We start from the raw sequence: 24,202 nt of genomic DNA, 5'->3' as shown, positions 1-24,202 counted from the left end.
AATAACTGTATATAATTACAGTATATGTTGAAATTTATTCCTATTAAAGCCCATGCGGGCATTGTTGGTTTTGAGTCTCCGGCAGCTGAATATAGCCAACTAAGACTTAACTTAGACCAACTTCTTATTGACCACCCATCAGCGACTTATATTGGGATTGCTGAAGGAGAGTCAATGAAAGGTGATGGCATTTTTTCAGGGGATTTACTGATAGTGGATCGTTCCCAAACTATTAAAGATCACGACGTGGTAGTCGCCAATTTAAACGGGGTGTTTGTCTGTAAAAAGATAGATAAGGTACAAAAATGTTTGATTTCATCAGGTAAAGGTTTTGCGCCCTATTATCTCTGTGAAGGTGATGAATTTCAGATTGAGGGTGTGGTGACACGGTCAATTCGGTTACACCGCGCATTTAAGAAAAAGCTCTGATGTACGCTCTTTGTGACGTAAATAGTATGTATGCCAGTTGCGAAAAGGTGTTTGACCCTGCAATACGGAATAAACCTGTGGTGGTGCTGACCAACAACGATGGTTGTATCTGCGCCGCTTGCGGGATTGCCAAACAGATGGGGGTTGGTAAGAAGTTTGTACCCTATTTTCAAGTAAAAAAAGAGCTTGAAGCTGTGGGGGCAGTGATACGCTCCAGTAACTATGAGCTTTATGCTGATCTTAGTCAACGTATGATGGATACCTGCGCTCGGTTTGCTCCTGATATGAATATTTATTCAATCGATGAATGTTTTCTGTCTTACGGTAAAAGTGTTTCAGCACCTGCCCAAGGGTGGCACAAGTTAGCTGAAGCTATTCGCAAAACAGTATGGCGTGAGGTGAGATTACCTATTTGTGTGGGAATGGGCAGCACACCTACACTGGCTAAGGCAGCCAATCATGCGGCAAAAAGAATAAGTGGATTTAATGGCGTAGCAGTCATCGACAGTGAAGTTAAGCGCAAGGATATTTTGTCGCAAATGTTAGTCACTGATATCTGGGGAATAGGTAGTCGCTTAGGTCGGCGACTGAATCTAATGGGGATCAACAACGCATGGGATTTAGCCAAGCAAAATCCTACAAAAGTAAGAAAAGACTTTTCAATTTTAGTGGAAAGTACAGTAAGAGAGTTAAATGGCGAGGTGCGGCATAATTGGGATAATGTTAGAGCGGCAAAAAAGGAAATATATAGTACACGCAGTTTTGGACAGCGGATCACCGAGATTGAGCAATTACAATTTGCTATGGCAACCCATGTTGAAATAGTCGCGGCAAAATTAAGAAAACAAAAAAGTTTAGCTGCAGCTGTGACCTTTTTTGCGTCTAGTTCGCCCCATGACTATGATGGCTATTTTAGCGAGTCTTACTTCCATCGATTTACTGTGCCAACCAATGACACCATCAATATCATTAAGCTTACCCAGGCGGCTTTAAACAAGGTGTTTAAGTCTGGAATTCGATATTATAAATGTGGTGTAGGCTTAATGGATTTACATTCAGAGCAGCTGTTTCAGTATGATCTTTTTAGTCCGTCTACAGATAACCCCAAACTCATGTCATGTATGGATACTATCAATGCCAGATTTGGTCGCTCAACATTACATACTGCAGCAAAAGGCTTTGAGCAAAAGTTTGCTATGCGCCGTGAATTTTTATCACCGCAGTACACGACCAAATGGAGTGATATTCCTAAGATCCTCTGTTAAATTTTGCTTTACTGTAGCAGAAAAATATCAAAATATTCAGAGACTAAGCTCCAGCCTCAATAATTCTCAGCCAGTTTTTCCAAATCCCTAACTCGGTTAATACTAACTTAATACATACTAACAAAGGCACTGATAGAAGTACGCCTGCAAGCCCCCATAACCAACCACATAATAGTAGCCATAAGATCACCACTAGTGGATTAAGTTGCATGTTTTTTCCTAGTACCATAGGTGTGATAAATTGTGATTCGATAAGGTTCAGGGTGAGGTAAGCACCAATAGGTATTAACACTGTGACGGTAAAACCATATTGTACTGTACCGGCAAGAGCTAAAATACAGACACCGAATATCATGCCAGCATAGGGAATAAAGTTTAGGACACCTACAATTACACCCCATAATAATGCATCTTCTAAACCTATGATTGATAGGGCAATAGCAGTGGATAAACCCAAGACAAAATTGATGATACTGACAGTACTGATATAGCGAGATAGCTGACTTTGGATGACTCCCACTAGATCTAAGGCTTTTTGTTGTTGTTTTTTATTGGGTAACTCTTTAACAAAAGCAGCAAATAAATTTGGGCCAAAGATCAGCAAGAATAAAATCAAAATTATGCCCGTTAATATCTGAGTCAGAATAAAGGGGGTGGCACTAATGACTTCAATAATAACTTCCATACCACCTTGTTTGATGCGTTCGGTAACAACATTAGTGTCAGACTTATTTTTTTGTTTATTTGCATCGTCATCATTACTAAACCAGTCAAATAAACTGAGGCCTTTTTTTGGGGACGATTTTTGCTTTTCGATTTGTTGCTGTTGTTCAAAAGAGCTGCTGATGGATTCAAATTGTTCTGTCACTTGTAAAGATAGTTTGGGCAAGAGTTTGGCCCATTTCTCAGCCGGTTCAGTGAGCTCTATCGTAATCAGAGTAAAAGGTGTGGCTAACATGCTTAATAACACAATAGAGGATATCGCACGGGGAATATGGATACGTTTACAGGCAGCCACCAGTGGACTGAGTAATAAGGCAATTAAAATGGTTAATACAATAGGGATAATTAAAGACTGTGCAAAATATAAAGTATATAAAACAGCTAAAAACAGAATCCATTTAATACAGGGGATATTAGATAAGCGTTTGACTTCATTCCCTTTAGAATTATCTGTTATGAGTTGGCTACTTTCAGTTGAATTATCCATCATTTTCCTAAGGGCTAATGTTAAAAAGCTCGCCCATAGATAATAATATGGGCGAGAGAAGAGGACTAAAATGCAATTTTTTTGTGGCTGCCCATTTCTTCGGCTGACAAAGTGGCGCCTGTGGTTAATTTTATTAAGCCCACCATACTAGGATCAACTGTCCATATTTCGGCACTATCCAGTTCAAAGCGCATCATACTTAATTTTGGATCCTTTTTGCCTTCTTTATACCAAGCTTCTACTGAACTTGACCAATATTTTTCAATAATTTGTTCGTCGGTTTCGGCAACTAACTGACCTGCAATACAAGCAAATAATTCGTGGTCTTTGCTGGCGAATTGCAGCATAGCAGATCCACCTTGAGCTATACGGTTATCTATAGTGGTATAAAACCAAAAATGACCTTTAGCGTTTTCATCTAATTGCGCCCGCATGGGTTCACTATGCTCACTATTGTTATTAAGTCCAACCATGACTAAGGGACTATCTGCTAATTTTTGCCACATGGTATTTAGTATATCCGCTGACATAAAAGACTCCTGTTAAATTTTCATTAAGGTGAATACTCAATTGGCTTGATTAAAGCAGCATGTATACCAGTTAAGTAGTTGAATTAAAATCCTTTTAATTCAGTTGGTTAAACGGTTTTTTCTTGGGATGGTTTGGAAGCTTATCAATATAAGCATGTAATAATTTCACTACTATTTGTAGAAATGTCTCAATTGGGCGGGATGCATCGAATATCAGAATGAATATTGGAAAAGATACCTTGTTTGAATGGAATGCAGCGAACATACTACGCCATTTTTTCTGGTAATTAAGCAAAAGATAAAATACTCAAAGGCAAAACTAGACAATGGATATCTGCAAAAATTATCAAATAATGGTCGCTTCTTAGGAATATATTTATGCAACTAATTAAAACGGCGTTTCATCCTGATGTCTCTCCTGCGGACATTTGCGTAACAAGTGAGTTAAAACTAATAACACGCCATGCTGCACGAGGGATTGTAGTGAAAGGTGATAAAATTTTACTGTTATTTACCCAGCGGTATCATGATTACAGTCTACCCGGTGGCGGTATAGACGAAGGGGAAGATGAAATAGCAGGTTTAATTCGTGAGTTACAGGAAGAAACCGGTGCAAAAGGCGTACGTAATATACAAGCTTTTGCCCGTTATGATGAATACAGACCTTGGCATAAGCCTAACGCTGATATTATTCATATGGTGTCGTATTGTTATGTGTGTGATATTGATGATGAGTTAGGGGAGACTGCCTTTGAGTCATATGAAGTGAGTAACGGTATGACTCCGCTTTGGGTAAATATTCATCAGGCAATTGCTCATAACGAAGAGGTGATGACTAACAGTGATAAAAAAGGACTTTCGATTGAAAGAGAAACCTTTTTATTGAAGATGATTGCCGAAGAGTTAATACGTGAAAAATGATGATGACTCGTTAGTACTGGAAATACATAAAGTAGAAAACTAACAGCAATAAACTAAAGGTTAATCTAACTTCTCTGTATAAGTAACGCTCGGAGTAATTTTATAGAAGAGCTTGGTTATTCGAATCAATTTACCTTAAAACTTCTGTTGCTAGCCATGAATCATCTGCTTTCCAGTTAGATATCCAATTGGGTATTTCGTTTCCTGACATAGGACGGGCGATGCCGTACCCTTGCGCCAATTGGCAGCCCAATTGTAAAAGGCTAATCCCATGCTCAGTGGTTTCTACCCCTTCGGCAATGACTTCTCGCTGGAACGCTTTAGCTAAACCCACTACACCTTCAACAATCGCTAAATCATCAGCGTCGTCTAACATATCTCGTACAAAGCTTTGACCAATTTTAATTAAATATGCAGGTAAACGCTTGAGGTAAGAAAGTGATGAATAACCAGTGCCAAAATCATCTAGGGCAAAACATACACCTAGTTCATGACATGCTTGCATAGTGGCAGAGACTTGACCAATGTCATGTAATGCACTGGTTTCTAATATTTCTAATTCTAAATAGTTCGGATTGACATCTGGATGAGCGGACAACAATTCAGCTAATCGATGGGTAAAGTTACTTTGTTGCAGTTGATAGGCACTAATGTTGACACTAATTGGCAGATTGATGCCAAAGTTTCGCCATAAAACTATTTGCTGTAATGCGGTTTCAATCACCCATTCACCCAGTTCAAGACTAATATCATGGTTTTCTATCACAGGTAAAAAATCTAATGGGGGAATCAAGCCATTTGTAGGATGTTGCCAACGAATTAGTGCTTCGGCACCTATCACTTCACCAGTATGCATATTCACTTTAGGTTGATAATGCAAAACAAACTCGTGTTTAATTATTGCTAATCGAATACTGGCAATGCTTTCACGTTGTGAATTAATCGCATTATCTTGCTCTGTATCAAACAGGTGATAATGGTTTTTACCTGCTTGTTTAGCCGCATACATGGCTTGATCGGCATGTCGCATGAGTTGTTCTGCGTCTACACCGTCTTGAGGATAAAGAGTGACACCAATACTAACTGAAACTTGCATAACTGCATTCGCTAATTTAACTGGGGTAGAAGCAGCATGTAGTAGGCGATCTAATATTAGCCGACTATCATCAAATTTTTCCAAATCAACTATTACTGCAATAAACTCATCACCGCCAATTCTTGCTAGGGTATCTCCTTCACGTAAAGCCTCTTTCATGCGTTGTGATACTGCAATGAGTAGTTCGTCCCCTATATCATGACCATAGTTATCATTGATGGCTTTGAAGCCATCTAAATCCATGAATGCTACAGCTAATGACTGATTACATCTTTGATTGTGAACCATAGCTTGACTTAGACGGTCTGCCAGTAAGACTCTATTAGGTAAGTTGGTGAGTGAATCATAATGGGCAATACGCTCTAGTTGCCCTTGATAGGTCTTCATATTGGTAATGTCAGTAGATAATGAAACGTAGTGCTGTACTATGCCAGCCGTATCTTTTACTGCGCTAATGGTGATCCTTTCTGGATAAATTTCACCGTTTTTACGGCGGTTCCATATCTCACCACTCCAATGACCTTTGTCTAATATAGTGATCCACATATCATTATAAAACTTGGCAGAATGGTTTCCAGATTGAAGTAATTTTGGATTGTGTCCTTGTACGTCTTCAAATGTGTAACCAGTAATAGCAGTGAAGGTATCGTTGACTTCTATTATCGTAGCATTGGCATCTGTTATGATAATGCCCTCATTGGCGTGGGTAAATACGCTAGCTGCTCGTGTTATTTTTTCATTAGATTGTTTTTGTTCAATGGCAATACTTGCCAAACTTGCAGTTTGTTCAATTAAGGCCAGATCAGCGTTTGTTGGATAATTGATATTGTGGTGGTAGATAGCAAAAGTACCTAAAACTTTGCCTTTTGTGGAACGTATCGGTTCAGACCAACATGCGGCCAATTTTGCTTTACTTGCTAGGTCTTTAAAAGATACCCAATAAGGATGAGTTTGAATATCATCGACAATAACACGTTGATTAGTAAAAGCAGCGGTGCCACAAGAGCCTACACCCAAGCCAATAGCCATACCATCAACGGCTTCATTATAGAAATCAGGCAGGCTAGATGCGGTGCCACTTAATAGATGTTTGCCAGCATCGTCAAGTAATAATACGCTACATAACATGTTGGGATTGGCTTGTTCAACAGCGCCTACTATAGCCTCTAAAATAACCGTCAAGGCTTCCCCCCTCATGATTAATTCTAAGACAAGGGTACGAGATTTTTCACGTAATTCGGTTTGCTTAGCTTCAGTAATATCGTAAATCACCCCAACCAGAAAATAATTTCCAGAGGAATCGATAAATCGACTTTTTCTAGTTTGAATAGTTTTAGTTTGTGTTCCATTTGTGGTGAGCGTTTCTTCACATAGTATTTCGTTACCGTCTTGGAGTACTTGTTTATCAATAGATAAAAAAAACTCTCTTTCTGCTAAAGGAACTTTTTCGGCTAGTGTTTTGCCAATTATTTCATTTCTAGCTAAGCCAAAAATTTTACAAAATGCATCATTAACAAGGAGTAATCTACAGTCTTCATCTTTTACGAATATTGGGTCTCTGGAATGGTAGAAAACAGCGTTGAGATAAATCTCAATGGAAGGCGATTGAGGTTGATGAAAGTTTAATGGGGTAGTGTTTGTGTTTTGTTTAGATTTCATATTACAAGCCCATGTTTGATAATGTAAGCACCAGAAATGTATAAACACTATCGATAATTGTAATAATTTACAGTTGTTAAATATACTCTACATTTACAAACTCATTGTAATAACCACTCCCTTGGTAACATCTTATATTTAAATGTTGTTTTATTAAAAATGAATTATTCATAGTATGGAAAGTATCTTCTTAGAACGTTAGTTTATTTAAATATACTTTTTGTTAATTTGGGGCCGTGGGGCTATATGCAAAACGAAATAAAAATTAAAGTGTCAGTTCAAGTTTCAGATGACAATAGATGATGTCAATACAGAAAAAATAAAACGGAAATAACATTATTCACGATGAAATAGATGATTACTACCTGATCAAGCAAGTCAAAAGCGGTGATGTAAATGCTTATTCAGTGTTAGTTAAAAGGTATGAAGTGTCAGTTCGCGCCTTTCTAATTGTTCGATTGTCTGAGCCTCATGAGGCTGAAGATCTAGCTCAAGAAACTTTTATACTGGCCTACAATAAAATAACTGATTTTGAGGAAGACCGTTCTTTTGGGGCTTGGTTAAGGGGGATTGCCTTTAACTTATATAAAAACCATATTCGCAAACATAAACCAATTGCTGTGGGCAGTGACACTGAATTAGATGACTTGATAAAAAATGAGATAGATCAACATTACAATCAGTCTAATGAATCGGCTTCTCTTGATGCACTTAGACATTGTCTCAAAAAGCTCAATACAAAAATGCAAACACTAATGACTGATCATTATGTTGAAGGTTTTTCCATGAGCGAAATGACAGAAAAATATCAAGTGAAACATTCAGCTATGACTATGCAAATGTTTAGAATAAGAAAACGTTTAAAAGATTGTATCGATTCTTCAATCGAGGGATTTAAATCGTGAGTTCATTACCGACGTTAACGGAAAAACAAGAAATATTAATCGCTGCTTATTTAAATGGCGAAGATGTCTATCAAGCACTTTTAACTGAGTGCAAACAAAACCCAGCATTATTAACCGAACTGGCAAAAGTGGTTGCCACAGATCGTTTACTCGCCAATAAGTTAAATGAAGAAGATAGAGAGCTATTTGTTAAAGAGGTCATCGCTCGGATTAATATCACGCCTAACGCGGATATTTCTAGCAAGGTCATAAAATCAATTGATAATCATAGCCAAGTTAAATCACCCCCCCCAAGGTTTTGGAATACTTTTTCTATGGCCGCCAGTGTTGTTTTATGTACAGGCCTAGTTATTTATTACACTGCCTTTATGTTGAATAAAGATATTGCAACGATTACTAAAGTGGCATCGGTTGTGACCAATTATGTAGATTATAGAGTAGGGAAAACTATCAAAAAAGGAGGAATAGTTTTATCCGAAGGATATAGTGAAATAGTCTTAACTAATGGGGTGAAGTTGGTTTTAGAAGCACCTATTGATTTGTATATTAAGTCTGAAAACTTGGTTGTGGTAAATAAGGGAATTTTAGTGGCAAGAGTCCCTGAGCAGGCTATTGGATTTAAAATTGACACACCTAGTTCAGAAATTGTTGACCTAGGAACTGAATTTGCAGTTCGGGTTGATCAAAGCGGTGACTCACAAATTCACGTAATTGAAGGTGAGGTGAAAGCCCGCTCAAATCGTTCACAAACTTATAAACACATAAAGAAAGATCAAGCATTAGGTTTTAATAAACAACAAGAAATGTTTGAGATTACCAGTGAGTCTGCAAAGTTTATGCGTGCTTTACCGGGAAAATCAGCTAAAGCACCAGAATTTTTACATTGGACATTTAATGAAAAAATCAATAATGGTTTTCCATCCATGGGCAAAGGTATTGATGATAAACAATATTCAGCAATGGATAGAAATATCACTGAAGGTAAAAAAATAACCCAAGGAAATGGCGTGTTCGGTGAGGCAGTATTTTTTGATGGTAATGGCAGTTGGTTAGAGACTGAGTTTCCAGGTATAGCTGATGACAATCCCAGAACTGTGGCTTTTTGGCTGAAAATTCCCCATCACTTTTCTGTTAATAATGCCTATGGAATATTGAGCTGGGGATTACAGGAAGATTATGCGTCATGGCAAATATCACCTAATCCTGAACATGTTGATGGCCAAATTGGCTGTATTCGAGTTGGCACGTATAACGCACAAGTAGTGGGCAGTACGGATTTAAGAGATGATAAATGGCATCACGTGGCAATTGTCATGTATGGAGGGGAGAGCTCAAATATAGCTACCCATGTTTTATTATATGTAGATGGAATGTTAGAAAAAACCAAGAATAAATCTTTCGCAAAAGTGTTAACTAAACTTAAACATCCAAAATCAAAATCCTTATCTATGGGACGTAATATAGGATTTGACGAGAAACAAATACATTATCTAGATAAGTATTTTAAAGGTTGGGTTGATGAGTTGTTTGTGGTGAATGCAGCGTTAGATCAAGAACAAGTACAACAAATAATGGTAAACAATAAAATTAATTAAGCAAATAACTGCTTAATAAGTGTCAAAAAAGCACTATTAATACAAATGTCTTACAAGCATAAATAATAATAAGGTAAGTAAATGAAAAATATTAAATTGGCAGCTCAATTGATGCTGTTAGTAGGTGTGAGCAACGGTGCATTGGCAGATGTAGATAAAGTACAAGGCATTAGTCTTGAACCTGCCACTATGTCAATTGCAGTTGGTCAGGAAAAATATGTTGCCACCCTAATTAGTCCCACTAGCGCGGAAGATAAATCGGTCACCTTTAAATCAAGTGATCCCACGATTGTTGCGATCAGCCAAAATGGTGAAATTAAAGCTAAATCAGCTGGGGATGCCACCATTCAGGCTACCACTACAGATGGCAATTTTACCGCTAATTTAGCTGTTACTGTTAAAGACCGATTAGCCCTTGATGAAAACAAAACAATAAACTTAGCCGACTGGGATTTAGAGTGGGCAGACGACTTTGACTACCCAGATGAACAATTAGACGAAAAGTGGGTTTCTCAAAATGGGCCAACTGAAAACCCTTATGTATTGTGCAGCCGTTGGCGCGATAATGCCAAAGTGCATGATGGCATATTGGAATTAAAAGCAATAAAGGAGAGTCGTGGCGGTCAAGATTGGACTTGTGGCAATATTTGGACAAAAAGAACATTTAAATATGGTTATTTTGAAGCAAAATATAAATATGCAGGGGCTAAAGGGACCAATAACTCGTTTTGGTTATGGCCAAAAACCAAAGGTGTAAAGGAAGGAGAAAAAGCCTTTGAAATCGATATTAATGAAGGTCATTACCCAAATGAAATTAACACCAATATCCATAACTGGACGGATGTAACTACATTACAAAATGGTAAAGTTAACCACTTTAAAGATCATATAATTGATACTGCAGATGGTGATTTTTCTGAAGAGTACCATACCTATGGATACGCTTGGGACGAAAATAGACACGAGTTTTATTTTGATGGTAAGTTAATTCGGGTCGAAGAAAATGATTTTAATCACTCAGAAACAAACATTCTACTTAGTTTAGCGATTCTATCAGCCGAAATAGCCGGTACAGTATCTGATGATATTGATGGCACAAGTATGAAGTTTGATTACGTCAGATATTATAAGAAAAAACCAAATGTAAAGTAACTAACCTGAGCTCGGGATAATCCGAGCCTCAATATCGCTTTTTTGCGCCTAGCAGTGTTGGATTTTCTAACAATAGCCAGCTATAGCATACGAAAATCCACCTTGCTATCCACGAAAAACTCCGTTACCGAGTGAGAGTTCAGTTGAGGAATTTTGGCGAATGTATTTAATCTATTGAGTTATATTGTTAAATTTAGCTTGGACGATATTTCTTATCCGGACTTAGATTTATGTTTGCTATGGTCAGATATTCCCAAGATAAAGATTATTTGTTTTCACTGATCCGATCTGTTGTTATGATAACAGAATGAAAAAAATACATTTTGCCCACGCTAACGGCTTTCCCGCATTGTCTTATGAATACTTTTTTAGTTTGTTAGAGAATGCCAGTATCGACTTTATCAATACTATGGGTCATGCTGGATTTAAAAATAAACACAATCTTACCTTTCTAAAAGATGAATTGATTGAATATATTGCTAGCCATAATGATCAACCAGTAGTTGGCATGGGGCACTCAGCTGGAGCCGCCGCCACTTTACTTGCAGCGGCTGAAAGACCTGAACTATTTGAGCAATTGATACTGATTGATCCTGTGACCTTAGGCAGTCAAAAGCGTTTCATTATTAAAATGGCGCAAACATTGGGCTTGTGGGAAGGATTCAGTCCAGCCAAACAAACCAGAAAAAGACGCTTCCAATTTACTGATCATCAACATGCATTTGATTATTATCAAAATAAGTCGTTGTTTAAAAACTTCCATAAAAATTGTTATCAAAGTTATATCAATCATGGTTTAGTCAAAGTAGGTTCACAATGTGAACTGACGTTTTCGCCGCAAGTGGAAGCAGATATTTTTAATCACGCAGTGACCCGATTACCTAAAGATCTGTCAAAGGTGAAAGGCACTATCATTTATGCAAAACATAGTAATGTATTTGGTCAATCAGACGTAAAGTGGTGGCAGAAAAACCATCCTCATTTTAAATTGATTTGTTTTGATGGTTATCATCTTTTCCCGTTAGAACAGCCAGAAAAATCTGCAAAAGCCATCAATCAAATATTGATGGCTGATATTCATTCAACTTAAAGCTAGTAATATTATGCCTGCTTATTTTTGAGTACTGTAACCAAAAGTGCAGGCAAAAAAGTTAATGTCAGTAGTGTAGAAAATACTATGCCACATAAAACGATAATACCCACCCCCCGATAAAGCTCAGTACCTTCTCCTGGTATTAACACTAAAGGGGCCAGACCAAATACCGTAGTAAAAGTAGACATCAGTATTGGCATTAGACGTTTTTGCACTGCTGCTTTGACTGCCGCTAATACATCGGTATTGTCTTGCATTAGGTTTTTACGGGTTTGATCAACAATTAAGATAGGGTTGTTGACCACAGTGCCGAGCAAGATTAAGAAACCTAACATGGTGATCATATCCAGCGGTTGATGAAAATTGGGTAAGCCCATTTGGGCAAACAGGCCATTGATACCATTAATTGAAATGAGTCCGAGTAATCCGCCTGCCATACCAAGTGGGATAGTCGCTAAGATAAATAAAGGTAATCGCCAGTGTGTAAAAATAGCGACCAGCAATAAATAACTGAGAATGATAGAGATAATAAAGTTGCTTGATAGTGAGTTTTTGGTGGCTTCTAGCTGATCAGCTGCGCCACTAATGGTCAAGTTGATGCCTTGCGCTATTTTGCCTTTTTGTTGTAACTCAGTTAATAGCTCTTGTCTGACTTTCTGTTCAGCAATTTCTAAAGCCACATTCCGTGGGGGAATTATATACACTGACACAGTACGTTTACCGTCCACCCGTCGCAAACTATCGCTGCTATAACTGGATCTCATATCGGCTAAGGCACTTAATGGCAAAACTTTTCCCACAGGGGTGATGATAGATGAATTGGCTAGCTGGGCTAAACTTTGTTCATTTCCAGCTTGGCTAAAAAGGAAAATATCGACTTTATCATCGTCTAATATAAATTCGTCAACATATGCACCGTCACTTAAGGCTGATATGGCATAGCCGAGTTCAGCATTATTTAAACCTAATTCGGCTAATCTTTCCCATCGTGGCAACACTTCAATTAGTGGCTGATTAAGACTTAAAGAATTGGGTTGGGAGTTAATTTGTGGATCATCAAAAATTACTTGTGCTTGATCATAGACAGCTTGCGCAGCTTGATATAACTCAACAAGGTTAGCGCCTGATATATCAACCGCTACCGCTCTGGTGCCTCCATCGTTACTAGAAATGATGGAGCCTCTAGAAGAAAAGGCTCGCATATTATCGTAACTTTTAAATTTGTTGGTAATGGCTTCCATCATTTGATGAATATATTCAGCTTCAATAGGGCTACTTAATAACCAAATTCTACCGGCTGATATAGACATCATATAATAGGCAAGGGGAGGCATGTCAGTTTCGCCTTGTTCAAAACGATCACTGGGATCTTTCACGTATTCATCAAGATAGCTTCTTATCTCTTCTCCAATTCTAGCCATTTCAGTTAAATTGTAACTTGGCGGGGCAATCATAATTGAAAAGGCTTTAGGCTCTTCTCCTTCGGGTAAATATTCTGCTGCGGGCATCAGTAAATAAGCTAAACCCATAGTGAAAATAATAAAACTAACGACAGTCGTCTTGGCTCTTTTGGGCGTTTTAATAAAGGTTTCCACAAATATTAACCAAGTTTTGGATAATACTTTTTGCTTAGGGGGGGAACTTGATGAGTGAAAATTAGCTGTGGTGACTGGCACTACAAATATGGCGACTAACATTGACGCTATGATAGCCCCAGATATAGCAATGGCAATATCCGAGTATAACTGTCCGGCTTCTTGCTGAACAAAGAGTATGGGAGCAAAGACTAAAATAGTAGTGGCTGTAGAGGCCAGTACAGCAGGCCAAACATCTTGTACACCTTTTAAAGCAGCTTCTAGACTGTTTTTACTGCGTTGTTTAGCCTGCATAATACTTTCTAATACGACTATGGTGTTATCGACTGTCATACCAATGGCAAATGCTACCCCTGCTAAAGAAATCACATTGATAGTTCTGCCAAACATCAGTAAGGCTAAAAATGCGGCTATGGTACAAATAGGGATCCCTATTATACCAATTAGGGTGACCTTAGCTGAGCGTAAAAAGTAATACATAACGGACGTGGCAAGAAGCGCCCCTAATATTAAGTTAACCCAAACATTGAACAAAGAGCTTTTAACGTACTTGACATCATCACTGGTTAAAATGAGTTCCAAGCCATTAAATTGCAATAAATCTGCATTAATTCTTTCAACTACAGTGAGCATTTGTTCTTTGATATTTAAAACATTGGAGCCATTTTCTCTGCGCACAGATAAGCGGATAGTGCGTTCGCCATCAAAATAAGATAAGCCTCTGGTTTCATAGTGATCTAGCGCTATTTCGGCTACATCTTTAAGATAGATATTAGTGTTATTGGTACGCTTAATGATAAGAGCTTCTAATTCGGATACTTGTTCGAATCTGCCTAATACTCGAATTAAAAACCGCTCTTTAGTCGTTTCAATATCACCAGCTGAGGCGTCGGAATTTCGATTCCGTACCGCATCTCTTACTTGAGCAATACTTATCCCTCTTTGCGCTAAACGAGATGGGTCAATTTTGATTTGAATTTGGCGAGCTGCACCGCCACTGACACTGACCTCAGAAACACCTTTGACACTTTCCATTCTGGGCCGAACATAATCCTCGGCGTAATCGAGAATTAAATCCATATCTAAATTGAGAGGGTTACCATTTTGCGGTTTTAAGGTGTAATACATGAAGGCATTACTAGAGAAAGAACTTGAGATCAGTCTTGGCTGATCGACATTTTCAGGATAAGACGATACTTGGCTCAAAGCATTATTAACGTTGATCATGGCGTCATTAATATCAACACCAAATGGGAACTCAAGTTCTATACTGGCACTGCCCATAGAAGCATAAGAAATCATTCGTTTTAAATTGGGAAGGTTGCGTAAATACCGCTCTTGTTCTAACAGTATTTCTTTTTCGATATCTTGGGGCGTAGCACCAGACCAACCTGTTTGTACAGAAATGGTTTTTACTTCAAGGTCTGGGATCATTTGCACTGGTATTTTTAGTGCGCCGACTATACCTAGGACACAAATAATAGTAACAATAACGGCGACTATGGTGCCTTGATTGATAACTTTTTTAAACACCTGATTGACTTCCCTTGGTGATGGTCACTGACAAGCCAGTCTCAAGTATACTGTCAGCAGTAGTGACGACTTGATGTAAAGGAGAGAGTCCTTTGACTTCTACTTGCTCAAATTGACTATTAATTAGTTGTACAATCACGCGCTGTAATTTACTTTGTTCAACAATAAACACGCTGTAGTTACCATCGGGATGGCGTTTAATCGCTGATTTAGGAATAACCATTATAGGTTGTTGCTCAGGAGAAGGGAGATACAAAGTAACATTCACTGCCATGCCTGAAATGAGTGATGTATTTTGTGGTAAATCTATTCGGGCCCTAAAGGTGCGACTACTGGGATCTGATATAGGGATCAACTGTGATATCGATAAAGACTGAACTTGGTGAGTATTCGTTGTGATATCAGTTTGGATGTTGGCATTTTGCTTAAACCTATTAAAATATTCTTGGGGGATATCAACATAAATGCGTAAATGGCTATCCGAAATAAGCTGTAATATTGGCGTTTGAGGAGTAATCCATTCACCTAGGCCAACAAAGCGCTGGGCAATAACACCAGCAAAAGGCGCTTTGATTGTATGTCGGTTTAAAATTTCTTGTTGTAAAGCAATAGCTGCTTGAGCTTGTGCGACCAACGCTTGGCTATTTGCTAGGTTGGCTTTGCGCTCTGCTAATAAGGTTTTTGCGATGACCTGATGCTTAGTAAGATCAACGATTTCATCGTATAAACGTTGACTTTCTTGCTGCTTAACTTGCGCAACTAACAGGCCTGCTTCGGATTGTTCTAAGTGTAATTTAGCTAAGGCTAAATCGAGTTGTGCTAACACTTGTCCTTTTTGTACTTTTTGTCCCGCATCGACGAACACTTTTTCAATGACTCCAGACTCTAAACTGGTTAATTGACTGTCATTTAAAGCTTCAATACTGCCGGTCAAGGTTAGCTCTAATTGCTGACTTTTTATTTTAGGAGTAATAACCTCAACTTGTATGGCATATAGATATGAAGAAAAAAGGTAAAAACTAACAAAAGCGATACTGCGAACCATGAGAATTAGCCTGTTATTGTGTTTTATGACACTACAAACATACCTTTTTTGGTGTTAAAAATGAATAGGTGATAATAGTTCTTATTAAGCAGAATTAATATGCGTTAATTGTTTACTCTTTTCTGAAATGCCTGTATGTACATTTTTCGTTAAAAGTAATTGTTGAACTTTTAGCGGTTCTAGCGGTTTTGAAAACACATACCCCTGGAAGTTTTCACAGCCTAACAATAATAATTTATCCACTTCTTCTAAGCTTTCAGTTCCTTCAGCAAGTACTTCTATATTTAATACTCGGCACATTGCAACTATGGCTTCCACGACTTTAGATTTACGTTCATCTAAATGAATATTAGTAACAAATTGCCTATCAATTTTGACTTGTTTTACTGGATAGGAAATGAGTTTCGATAAGCCAGAATAACCTTCGCCAAAGTCATCTAAACTGATAGTGAAGCCCCAGTTTGAAAGGTCTTTAGTGGTTTTTAATGCTTTTTCTTTATTACTACTAATTGCTGATTCAGTCAATTCTAATTCAATCAGTTTTGGATTAATTTTATATTCTAGTAATGAGTAGATCAGGTGTTTCTGAAACTTATCTTGGTCAAGATCAATACCAGAAATATTTAAAGCGATTGGCACTAAATCTAATCCTTGTTTTTGCCAACGAGAAATTTGTTTGCAGATAGTCGTTATGAGCCATTTTGTGATTTTGGGCACTAGCCCAGATTTCTCAGCGATGGGAATAAACACACTAGGTGAAACTAAGCCAATAACTGAAGAGTTCCAGCGCATGAGAGCTTCTAGCCCAGAAAGTTGTCCGTCAGCTTTGACCTTAGGTTGATAAACTACGGTCAACTCATCAGCTAAAATCGCTTCTTCAAGTAAAATATTAATTTCTTGATGTTCAATAAATCGTTGTAAACTCGATGTTTCGTAAAAGGTTATCTTGGATTGGCTTGAATTGACCGTATACAAAGCATTATTGATTAATTTCTCGGCGTTACATTTTGTTGAGTCTGGGAATGAAATTCCAGCTTTCAGATCAACTGGAATAATATGTTCTTCTATTTTAATCGCTTTAGGTAAAGTGTTAAAAAATGCTTGAATAGTATTGCGGACTTCGATGATGGAAATTTCACAAATAATAGTTAAATTTTCATTATCAACGGATGCAAAGTAACTTTTCTGGTCCTGCCCAATTTGCCAATATTTAGCAAGTTCTTTAAGCAAGATAGGTAAAATTCTAAAACTGTATTTTTGTTCTATAAACTGAGCATTGTTTATTTTAAAAGCAATGACACAAAACTGGATTTTATTTTCACTTAATACTTTATTGAGTTTATCTTCTAACCAGATACGGTTTGCTAAGCCTGTCTCTTGACTAAGTTTATGTTGTCTATTGATGATGGTTTGTGCCGCTAAGGTCTTATGTAACATCACTTTGGCTGTAATATCGTGTAGGGTAAGAATGAAATTATCTTTATTAAACATCGTACTACGGGTTAATTTAAATGCTTTCATTTTGCCATCTATACTACGGTTGACGGTTTTTTCGCCAGCTTCGCTTGGAAAGTCATCGAATAAATCAGTTAAGTAAGTGGGGGGATTATTGGATAATTTTTCGTAGTTAAGTAACTGCTTTGCCGCTAAATTTACTTCCATGATTGTATTATTTTTATCGATAACAAATTTGGCAATATCCGCATCTACAAATAGCGTTTTATAAAAATCATTCTGAGTTTGTAGATCTTGGTTTTTGCTCAGTATTTCTTTATTTAAACGTCTTGCCGCCATACTTGACCGTGCTACACCTAAAGGCCCACATATATTAAAAAATATAAAAATTAAACTCAAAACATAGACATTTGCATATTGAAATTGTTCATGTGGTGGGAAGTACTGGCTAAGGTGAAAGCCAGTTAATAAAGCGATAAAGGGAATGACATTAAGCAGCATACAAACCAACCCAACCCGTGCATTCAGCAAAGTGAATGCAGCCAAGGGTAGAGAAAATATAAATATAGATCCGTAAAGCGCTAAGGTTGGAGTTTGTGAAATAGCATTAATTGAAATAGAAGCAGCGAAGATTAATAATAAAAGGCTGTAGGCACAAATGGTATAGTACTTACTAGAAAACCATAACATTAAACCTGCACCAATATAAAAAGATAATGTTAGTGGTACGATAAAAAAGAGATTCAGCTGGGTTGCTATGATGCAACTATGTAAAGCAATTAATGAGTATGAAACAAAGCCTGTTAAAAGTACGATTCGTAATGCACTGATACGCCATTTTTCAATTCCATTTAAATTACCATCTACATCAGATAACATAATATAAGTGATAAATTTTGTTATCAAATACCTAATCCAATATGGTGCCATTTACTTACCTTCCTAATGTAAGTCTTAGAGACTTATTGGTATGATATTACTCGTCGGTAACTATCTAATATTAAACATTATTTTTTATTTTATACAATCATATTTTTGATTCGATTACATTTTGTAGCAAAACCTAAATAAATATTTATGGCTGTTAGGCCACTTTGTAATTTTCTACATAAATACCTTGGTGTACTTAGGATTAATCGGTAATACTATGGTGAATTTAAAGATACTGACTTCTAGTATCAGAGCATGTTAGTTAAGTTCCACTTAAGGTTAAAACATATGTCCAATGCAAAAAACACATCCGCTAGTTACGATAAGGTGTTTGCTGAGCAGCAAGAATATAAAAGTAAACGTGCGTCTGGTTACCGTGAACAAGCATTAAATATATATCCTTGGATCTGTGGTCGTTGTCGTCGAGAATTTACCCGAAGAAACCTATCCGAATTGACAGTACATCATGTGGATCATAACCATGGTAATAATCCAACTGATGGCAGTAATTGGGAATTGTTGTGTCTATATTGCCATGATGAAGAACATACTAAATTTGAGAATTTGGTGCGCTATGGTAGTACCGAAGAAACTGAGATTAAAACGAGCACTTACAATCCATTCGCTGACTTAAAAGAGCAGATGACGAGTAAAAAACAATAATACTTGTTATCTACTATTTGTAGGATATTTGTCCGTTAACAGCACTAGAATCCTCGAATTACATACTTTTGTATCACTTATTAGATCAATGTCGTAAGATGCCCGCCATTAACTATCGGAGACATCGATGAAAAGTAAAAGCCTATTGCCGTTATTGATCCTGATGGTTATTTTTAGCCCTTTAGCGATTGATATCTTTTTGCCTGCGTTACCTATGATGGCAAATGAGTTTTCAGTTTCTTTAACTCATATGCAAGCTACTATTACAGTTTTTATATTGAGCTTGGGTTTTGGGCAAATTCTGAGTGGGCCTTTAGCTGATCGCTATGGCCGCAGGCCTGTGGCGATAGGTGGAATTATTATCTATGGCCTTGCTTCGCTATTGGCCGCAATGGCTACTAGTATCGAATTTATTTTAATTAGCAGGATCCTTCAGGGGCTTGGTGCTTGTTCAATTGTAGTTGCGGCTTTTGCTTGTGTACGTGACCGCTATGATGCATTACAAAGTGGTATGATGTATAGCTATCTAAATGGTGCTATTTGTTGTATTCCTGCTCTGGCTCCAATACTAGGCAATGTTTTAACTGAATATTTTGGTTGGCGCAGTAATTTTGAATTTATGGCTATTTATGCCCTTTTTGCAGGTCTAGTTATTGCCTTTACCTTAAAAGAAACTAGACCAATACAAACTAAACAACATAAACGGTTAATCTCTATTTCTCGATATTTACCGATACTTAAAAACCCCATATTTTTGTTCCACTCAATGGTAGTGATGTTAGCTATGGCTATTATTTTGGCTTACGTCAGCAGTTCGCCGGCATGGTTAATGGCAAAATTAGGCTTAAGTCGATCTGATTTTGTTTTCTGGTTTAGTTTAAATGCAGCGCTAAATATAGCAGCCTGTCTTTTGGCTCCGAAATTATTGCGGAGTTGGGGAGCAAGAAAAACCATTGGTGTTGGTCTGTTAATGTTGCTGAGTGCTGGTCTGTTAATGCTGACATTACTGGGTTTAAATAGTCCAATCGGATTTATGTTGCCTGTTATGTTTAGTTCTTTAGGTTTTTCGTTATTAATGGGAGCGTGTTCAGGGCAGGCGTTAGCACCTTTTGGAGACAACGCTGGTACGGCTTCAGCTTTACTAGGGTTTATTCAAATGAGTGGTGCCGCTGTGGTTGTGGCCTTGTTACAGTTTTTACCCATTAATGCAGCAGAACAGTTGACCTTGCTGATGTTACTAGCCATCCCAGTATATGTATTATGGAAATTACCTAGGCTAAAGAAACAAATCATGTATAAGGCTTCTTGAAGATCAAATAACAATCACATGTTTCCCACCCTCCGATAAGTTAACTATTTTCTGAGGGGACTCGCCATTATGGTTGTTTTAATTGTTGAATAAACAAATGCCGAGCCTTGTTTATCATTTCCAATTTAGCGATCGTCAAGAGGCATTTAATTATTACCAACATAAGTTTTTTATTTAGAAACAACCATGCAAACAGTTATTAAACTTGGTGATTGTAATTACAAGTTATCATGCATATTTAGCACAGAATTAATACCTTAAGACAGCATAATAAATCTTTATTAAACTTTAGGTAAGAGATTATGACGATTCCAAACACACTGATTTTTGTTGATTTAGCGGCTGATGATCCTGCGGCTGCAGGCGAGTTTTATGCAGAGGTTTTTGGATGGGAAAATGATCCAAGACCATATGGTGTTTATCATCGTATGGTTCCTGGAGGCAATATGATTGACGGCAAGGGAGCTGAGTCAGCTATTGGTAATTTTCATATTGGTATTCATAAAGCTGAGAATGCTCGTCCTCATCCAAAACAAGAAGGGGTTGAACCCAGAGAATTGTCTAAAGTAGGCCGTAAACCACGTGTTTGGATCTTAGTCAGTGAAGACGATAGTATCGAAGCAATTTTAGAGCGTGCTCTTGATAGGGGAGCAAACTTATTATGGAAAGATCATTTTTGGCGTGAGTTTAATGGCTTTAATGCCGCTTTTAGTGACCCATGGGGTAATGAAATTTTACTTTGGGTTAAAGGTGGTGATGCACCAGTAGTACCTGCTAATTTTACAGAAGAATAAAAATTTTAGTTCACTAGAACTTTGTAAGCGGCTAAAACATCAGTAGTAAATTAAACACCTAAGAGGCCCTTAGGTGTTTTTTTTTGAGTTTAGTCTTTTTTGAATGAGGTATACGGTGATATATGGCTTGTGTTATTTGATCAGCAGCGGCAAGTAATTTGATATGCCTTGAGCGTGTATTGATTAGAGGGAAAAAGGTTATCCAAAAAAAAAAGCATGAATAAAACATTGAGTTTTATTCATGCTTGAAGTTTATTATGCTTATTGGTCTTTAGAATGAATATCCAAAGCTTGCGATAATTTGTCTTGGGGCTATGTATTCATCACTCACAACACCACTTCCATAGGGGTCAACAAAACGACCGGCTATGCCAACTTCATCTGTAATATTGGTGGCTGTTAACCATAGTTTCCAATTGGCATCTAACTCTTCATACTGGATAAAAAAGTTAAGCTGACCATACGATTCTACAGTATCAGCAACTGGGGTATTAAATATCCGGGATTGGAATTCACTGCGGTAGATATAATCTAGACGAGCTGTTAATAGTCCATTAGATCCTAATTCTTCAAACCAGGTCGCATTTACGCTACCACTTAATTTGGGTAAAGTGGGAGGCGTATTACCACTAACATTAACATTTGCAGATTGACGAGCTAAAAACCATTCATAACTCCATTCATATGGCGCAGCACCAGATGCAATGGCTTCAGCTCCGGCGACGTCAGCAGCTCTGCGGTCTAGAGCAAAATACTCCTCATTAAACTCGCCATCTAGCAAAGTCGCATTTAAACCTAGTTTTAAATTGTCGTTTAATAAACGCCAGCTAGTTTCTATTTCAGTACCCCAAATATTGGTACTTGGGATATTGCCAGTACCGCCAGCGTACGGAATAGGGTCTTCTTCAATATACTGCATATCTTCATATTCATAATAGAAGGCTGCGATATTAAATTGCACATCATTATTAAAAAATCGATTTTTAGAGCCTATTTCATAAGCAAGTACGGTTTCTGGTTGCACTTCAGTGCTGACAACTAAAGCATTTTCTGAACTAGAATTCACACCACCTGGTTTATAACCTTTTGACACACTAGCGTAAACCATATTCTCTGGGCTTACGGCGTAATCAACAACTAATTTTCCTGTTAAATTATCAGAAGCAAAATCTGTTGAATTCGCTTCAGCGTAATAACTAGAAGATAATCCTTCGTAATCATCATCGTTATAACGGATACCAGCTGTGATATGCAGGTCTTCATTAACGTTTAATGTACCTTGTAAAAACGGAGCCCATGATATACGTGTAACATGAGAAAGGTTTTCATAGGATACATTGAAAGGTATATCTGCTGGATCAAGATCGTGAGGTAAAAGAATGGTCGGATCGTTAATGTCCGTTCCTTTGTATTCTAAAACAAATTGTCCGCTTTCTGACTTTAAGTAAAAAGCACCAACAACCCAATCAAACATGCCACCCAATTTAGAACTTAGAGATAGTTCTTGTAAAGTGGTTTCAGCCCATGTAGACCAAGAAACGACATGATCATAGCCACCAAAATTTTCAAAATCACTACGGTCACTATCAAAAGACTGGTCATGTTTCATATCTTGATAGCTAGTTGTAGATTTCAATGTTGCCCCAGGAAGGTCCCATGTGACTATGGCTGTTGTGATATCCATAGTCATATCAAGCTTAGCTGGGTAATCTTGAGATACGACTCTAGGGTCTTCGTTAGGATCATCTAGGGCTTTTAACGCAGAACCATTGCTTGCGTCATCATAGTGTTGGCTAATAAGTAACACTGATAAATCATCTGAAGCTTCCCATAACGCTGAAATTCGACTGTTGACGTTATCTGCATCATTGAGATCATATCCACCATCAATACTGTTTGATTGACTAAATCCATCATGACTAGTTGTTTGTATCACACCGCGTATTGCGAATGAATCACCTAGAGGAACGTTTACTGCAACTTTACCTTTGGCGTAATTATAATTGCCAAAACTACCTTCTACACTGCCAGTAAACTCTTCTAATTCAGGTTTTTTACTGATGACATTCATGGTACCACCAGTCGATGCAGCTCCAAAGGCTGTTCCTTGAGGTCCACGTTGTATTTCTATATGTTCAACATCTAAAAAACCCATATTTAATGCTATAGAGTTGGTAATGTATGCGCCATCCATATGGAATGATACACCGGGTTGTGCATAAAAGTTTTGCGGCGTTTGAGAGCCAATACCACGTATACTTATATGCCGTTCAGAACCACCACTTTTATTTATTTGTAGTCCTGGAACAAAACCATTTAGCTGAGTTGCTTCACCTATGTTCGCTTGATCAAGTAGTTCGCTAGTTACCGCAGTAACAGACAATGCGGCATCTTGTAAGCTGACCTGACGTTGGTCAACAGTAATAGTGACAACTTCTACGTCTTTTGATGTCTCTGTACTAGCTTTGTCAGTTTCTTGCGCTATGGCTGTTTGAGCCATACAGAAGCTAGCAACAATAGTGCTTGCTAATAGCGTTTTTGTGTATTGCGGGTGTTTCATTATTTTTTCCTCAATATATGGCAATTGGTATTTGCTGTTTGTAGTTTCGATTTGCGTTTACACTTGCCTAAAGAGTGCGGAAGCGACGGGTAGTTTTTCTGTAAAAAACACATAAATTTATTTGTATTTTTAAACTTATTGATAAACAAATAGATGACTATATTTGTTTATCTTGTAATCAAAAAACGACTCCGATTTGCACCGTTCAATTAATTTTTACTGGTGATTAAGTGAATGGTTCAACTTCATACTACTGCAGTTAATATTTTGATAATTGTTTGAATGCGTATAACTATTGGTGTTTGTGCGTACGTCTTTTTTGTTAATTTAATGGGGGAGTTATTTACATTTAAATTAAGAGACTCTGTCTCGAAAGCAGCATTTATTATGGTGTATGCAAGTAGTATGCAAAGTTATAGCCTAAGTTTTTTGGCCATATTGGAGTGCTATTAAACAATGTCGT

General features: G+C 37.5%; 17 protein-coding genes. 10 read left to right on the top strand and 7 right to left on the bottom strand.

The window, feature by feature from the left end; genetic code table 11:
- Positions 1-24: 24 nt before the first annotated feature.
- Both GQR87_RS11535 and GQR87_RS11530 read left to right on the top strand, forming a co-directional pair.
- Positions 25-429, top strand: coding sequence for a S24 family peptidase (locus GQR87_RS11535; RefSeq protein ID WP_158969461.1), 405 nt, complete (start codon positions 25-27; stop codon positions 427-429).
- The gene (locus GQR87_RS11530; protein WP_158969459.1) at positions 429-1,694 is read left to right on the top strand and encodes a Y-family DNA polymerase; all 1,266 of its coding nucleotides are present in this window, start codon (positions 429-431) and stop codon (positions 1,692-1,694) included. Before GQR87_RS11535 ends, GQR87_RS11530 begins: the two co-directional genes overlap by 1 nt.
- A 43-nt stretch (positions 1,695-1,737) precedes the next feature.
- On the opposite strand, the gene GQR87_RS11525 is transcribed toward GQR87_RS11530, so the two are convergent.
- Entirely contained in the window at positions 1,738-2,904 is a 1,167-nt protein-coding gene (locus tag GQR87_RS11525; protein ID WP_158969457.1) for an AI-2E family transporter, read from the bottom strand.
- A gap of 65 nt (positions 2,905-2,969) precedes the next feature.
- On the bottom strand, positions 2,970-3,434 hold the full coding sequence (locus tag GQR87_RS11520) for a pyridoxamine 5'-phosphate oxidase family protein (protein ID WP_158969455.1): 465 nt from the start codon (positions 3,432-3,434) through the stop codon (positions 2,970-2,972).
- Between the two features lie 378 nt (positions 3,435-3,812).
- On the opposite strand from GQR87_RS11520, the gene GQR87_RS11515 reads away from it, so the two are divergent.
- Entirely contained in the window at positions 3,813-4,355 is a 543-nt protein-coding gene (locus GQR87_RS11515) for an NUDIX hydrolase (protein WP_158969453.1), read from the top strand.
- Between the two features lie 130 nt (positions 4,356-4,485).
- On the opposite strand, the gene GQR87_RS11510 is transcribed toward GQR87_RS11515, so the two are convergent.
- Positions 4,486-7,110 carry an EAL domain-containing protein gene (locus GQR87_RS11510; protein ID WP_158969451.1) on the bottom strand — a complete coding sequence of 875 codons (2,625 nt, stop codon included), beginning with the start codon at positions 7,108-7,110 and terminating at the stop codon, positions 4,486-4,488.
- A 335-nt stretch (positions 7,111-7,445) separates the two neighbouring features.
- Between GQR87_RS11510 and GQR87_RS11505 the strand changes: the two genes are divergently transcribed.
- The 4 genes from GQR87_RS11505 to GQR87_RS11490 all read left to right on the top strand — a co-directional run bounded on the left by GQR87_RS11505 (position 7,446) and on the right by GQR87_RS11490 (position 11,852).
- The gene (locus tag GQR87_RS11505; protein ID WP_158972990.1) at positions 7,446-8,015 is read left to right on the top strand and encodes a sigma-70 family RNA polymerase sigma factor; all 570 of its coding nucleotides are present in this window, start codon (positions 7,446-7,448) and stop codon (positions 8,013-8,015) included.
- Entirely contained in the window at positions 8,012-9,610 is a 1,599-nt protein-coding gene (locus GQR87_RS11500) for a LamG-like jellyroll fold domain-containing protein (protein WP_158969449.1), read from the top strand. Before GQR87_RS11505 ends, GQR87_RS11500 begins: the two co-directional genes overlap by 4 nt.
- An 81-nt stretch (positions 9,611-9,691) precedes the next feature.
- The gene (locus GQR87_RS11495; RefSeq protein WP_233267246.1) at positions 9,692-10,762 is read left to right on the top strand and encodes a family 16 glycosylhydrolase; all 1,071 of its coding nucleotides are present in this window, start codon (positions 9,692-9,694) and stop codon (positions 10,760-10,762) included.
- 307 nt (positions 10,763-11,069) lie between these two features.
- A complete protein-coding gene (locus GQR87_RS11490; RefSeq protein WP_158969447.1) occupies positions 11,070-11,852 on the top strand; it encodes an alpha/beta fold hydrolase in 783 nt (260 codons plus the stop codon).
- Positions 11,853-11,863: 11 nt separating this feature from the next.
- Here the strand turns inward: GQR87_RS11490 and GQR87_RS11485 are convergent, their stop codons facing one another.
- The 3 genes from GQR87_RS11485 to GQR87_RS11475 form a co-directional block, all read right to left on the bottom strand.
- Positions 11,864-14,983, bottom strand: a complete 3,120-nt coding sequence (locus GQR87_RS11485; protein WP_158969445.1) for an efflux RND transporter permease subunit — start codon at positions 14,981-14,983, stop codon at positions 11,864-11,866.
- On the bottom strand, positions 14,976-16,028 hold the full coding sequence (locus GQR87_RS11480; protein WP_158969443.1) for an efflux RND transporter periplasmic adaptor subunit: 1,053 nt from the start codon (positions 16,026-16,028) through the stop codon (positions 14,976-14,978). Before GQR87_RS11480 ends, GQR87_RS11485 begins: the two co-directional genes overlap by 8 nt.
- An 84-nt stretch (positions 16,029-16,112) precedes the next feature.
- Positions 16,113-18,413 carry an EAL domain-containing protein gene (locus GQR87_RS11475; RefSeq protein ID WP_158969441.1) on the bottom strand — a complete coding sequence of 767 codons (2,301 nt, stop codon included), beginning with the start codon at positions 18,411-18,413 and terminating at the stop codon, positions 16,113-16,115.
- 288 nt (positions 18,414-18,701) lie between these two features.
- Between GQR87_RS11475 and GQR87_RS11470 the strand changes: the two genes are divergently transcribed.
- From GQR87_RS11470 to GQR87_RS11460, 3 genes are all read left to right on the top strand, one after another.
- Positions 18,702-19,076 carry a YajD family HNH nuclease gene (locus GQR87_RS11470; RefSeq protein ID WP_158969439.1) on the top strand — a complete coding sequence of 125 codons (375 nt, stop codon included), beginning with the start codon at positions 18,702-18,704 and terminating at the stop codon, positions 19,074-19,076.
- Between the two features lie 127 nt (positions 19,077-19,203).
- Positions 19,204-20,385 carry a multidrug effflux MFS transporter gene (locus GQR87_RS11465; RefSeq protein WP_158969437.1) on the top strand — a complete coding sequence of 394 codons (1,182 nt, stop codon included), beginning with the start codon at positions 19,204-19,206 and terminating at the stop codon, positions 20,383-20,385.
- A 302-nt stretch (positions 20,386-20,687) separates the two neighbouring features.
- On the top strand, positions 20,688-21,179 hold the full coding sequence (locus GQR87_RS11460; protein ID WP_199271606.1) for a VOC family protein: 492 nt from the start codon (positions 20,688-20,690) through the stop codon (positions 21,177-21,179).
- Between the two features lie 271 nt (positions 21,180-21,450).
- On the opposite strand, the gene GQR87_RS11455 is transcribed toward GQR87_RS11460, so the two are convergent.
- A complete protein-coding gene (locus GQR87_RS11455) occupies positions 21,451-23,739 on the bottom strand; it encodes a TonB-dependent receptor (RefSeq protein WP_158969435.1) in 2,289 nt (762 codons plus the stop codon).
- Positions 23,740-24,202: the final 463 nt, after the last annotated feature.

This window comes from Paraglaciecola sp. L3A3 (assembly GCF_009796765.1).
Classification (GTDB): domain Bacteria; phylum Pseudomonadota; class Gammaproteobacteria; order Enterobacterales; family Alteromonadaceae; genus Paraglaciecola.
Note: the sequence above shows the minus strand (reverse complement) of the source record. Positions and strands in the feature narration are given on the sequence as shown.

Coding starts and splice junctions, on each gene's coding strand:
- GQR87_RS11535 (WP_158969461.1), top strand. CDS start 25: ATGTTGAAATTTATTCCTATTAAAGCCCATGCGGGCATTGTTGGTTTT.
- GQR87_RS11530 (WP_158969459.1), top strand. CDS start 429: ATGTACGCTCTTTGTGACGTAAATAGTATGTATGCCAGTTGCGAAAAG.
- GQR87_RS11525 (WP_158969457.1), bottom strand. CDS start 2,904: ATGGATAATTCAACTGAAAGTAGCCAACTCATAACAGATAATTCTAAA.
- GQR87_RS11520 (WP_158969455.1), bottom strand. CDS start 3,434: ATGTCAGCGGATATACTAAATACCATGTGGCAAAAATTAGCAGATAGT.
- GQR87_RS11515 (WP_158969453.1), top strand. CDS start 3,813: ATGCAACTAATTAAAACGGCGTTTCATCCTGATGTCTCTCCTGCGGAC.
- GQR87_RS11510 (WP_158969451.1), bottom strand. CDS start 7,110: ATGAAATCTAAACAAAACACAAACACTACCCCATTAAACTTTCATCAA.
- GQR87_RS11495 (WP_233267246.1), top strand. CDS start 9,692: ATGAAAAATATTAAATTGGCAGCTCAATTGATGCTGTTAGTAGGTGTG.
- GQR87_RS11490 (WP_158969447.1), top strand. CDS start 11,070: ATGAAAAAAATACATTTTGCCCACGCTAACGGCTTTCCCGCATTGTCT.
- GQR87_RS11480 (WP_158969443.1), bottom strand. CDS start 16,028: ATGGTTCGCAGTATCGCTTTTGTTAGTTTTTACCTTTTTTCTTCATAT.
- GQR87_RS11475 (WP_158969441.1), bottom strand. CDS start 18,413: ATGGCACCATATTGGATTAGGTATTTGATAACAAAATTTATCACTTAT.
- GQR87_RS11470 (WP_158969439.1), top strand. CDS start 18,702: ATGTCCAATGCAAAAAACACATCCGCTAGTTACGATAAGGTGTTTGCT.
- GQR87_RS11465 (WP_158969437.1), top strand. CDS start 19,204: ATGAAAAGTAAAAGCCTATTGCCGTTATTGATCCTGATGGTTATTTTT.
- GQR87_RS11460 (WP_199271606.1), top strand. CDS start 20,688: ATGACGATTCCAAACACACTGATTTTTGTTGATTTAGCGGCTGATGAT.
- GQR87_RS11455 (WP_158969435.1), bottom strand. CDS start 23,739: ATGAAACACCCGCAATACACAAAAACGCTATTAGCAAGCACTATTGTT.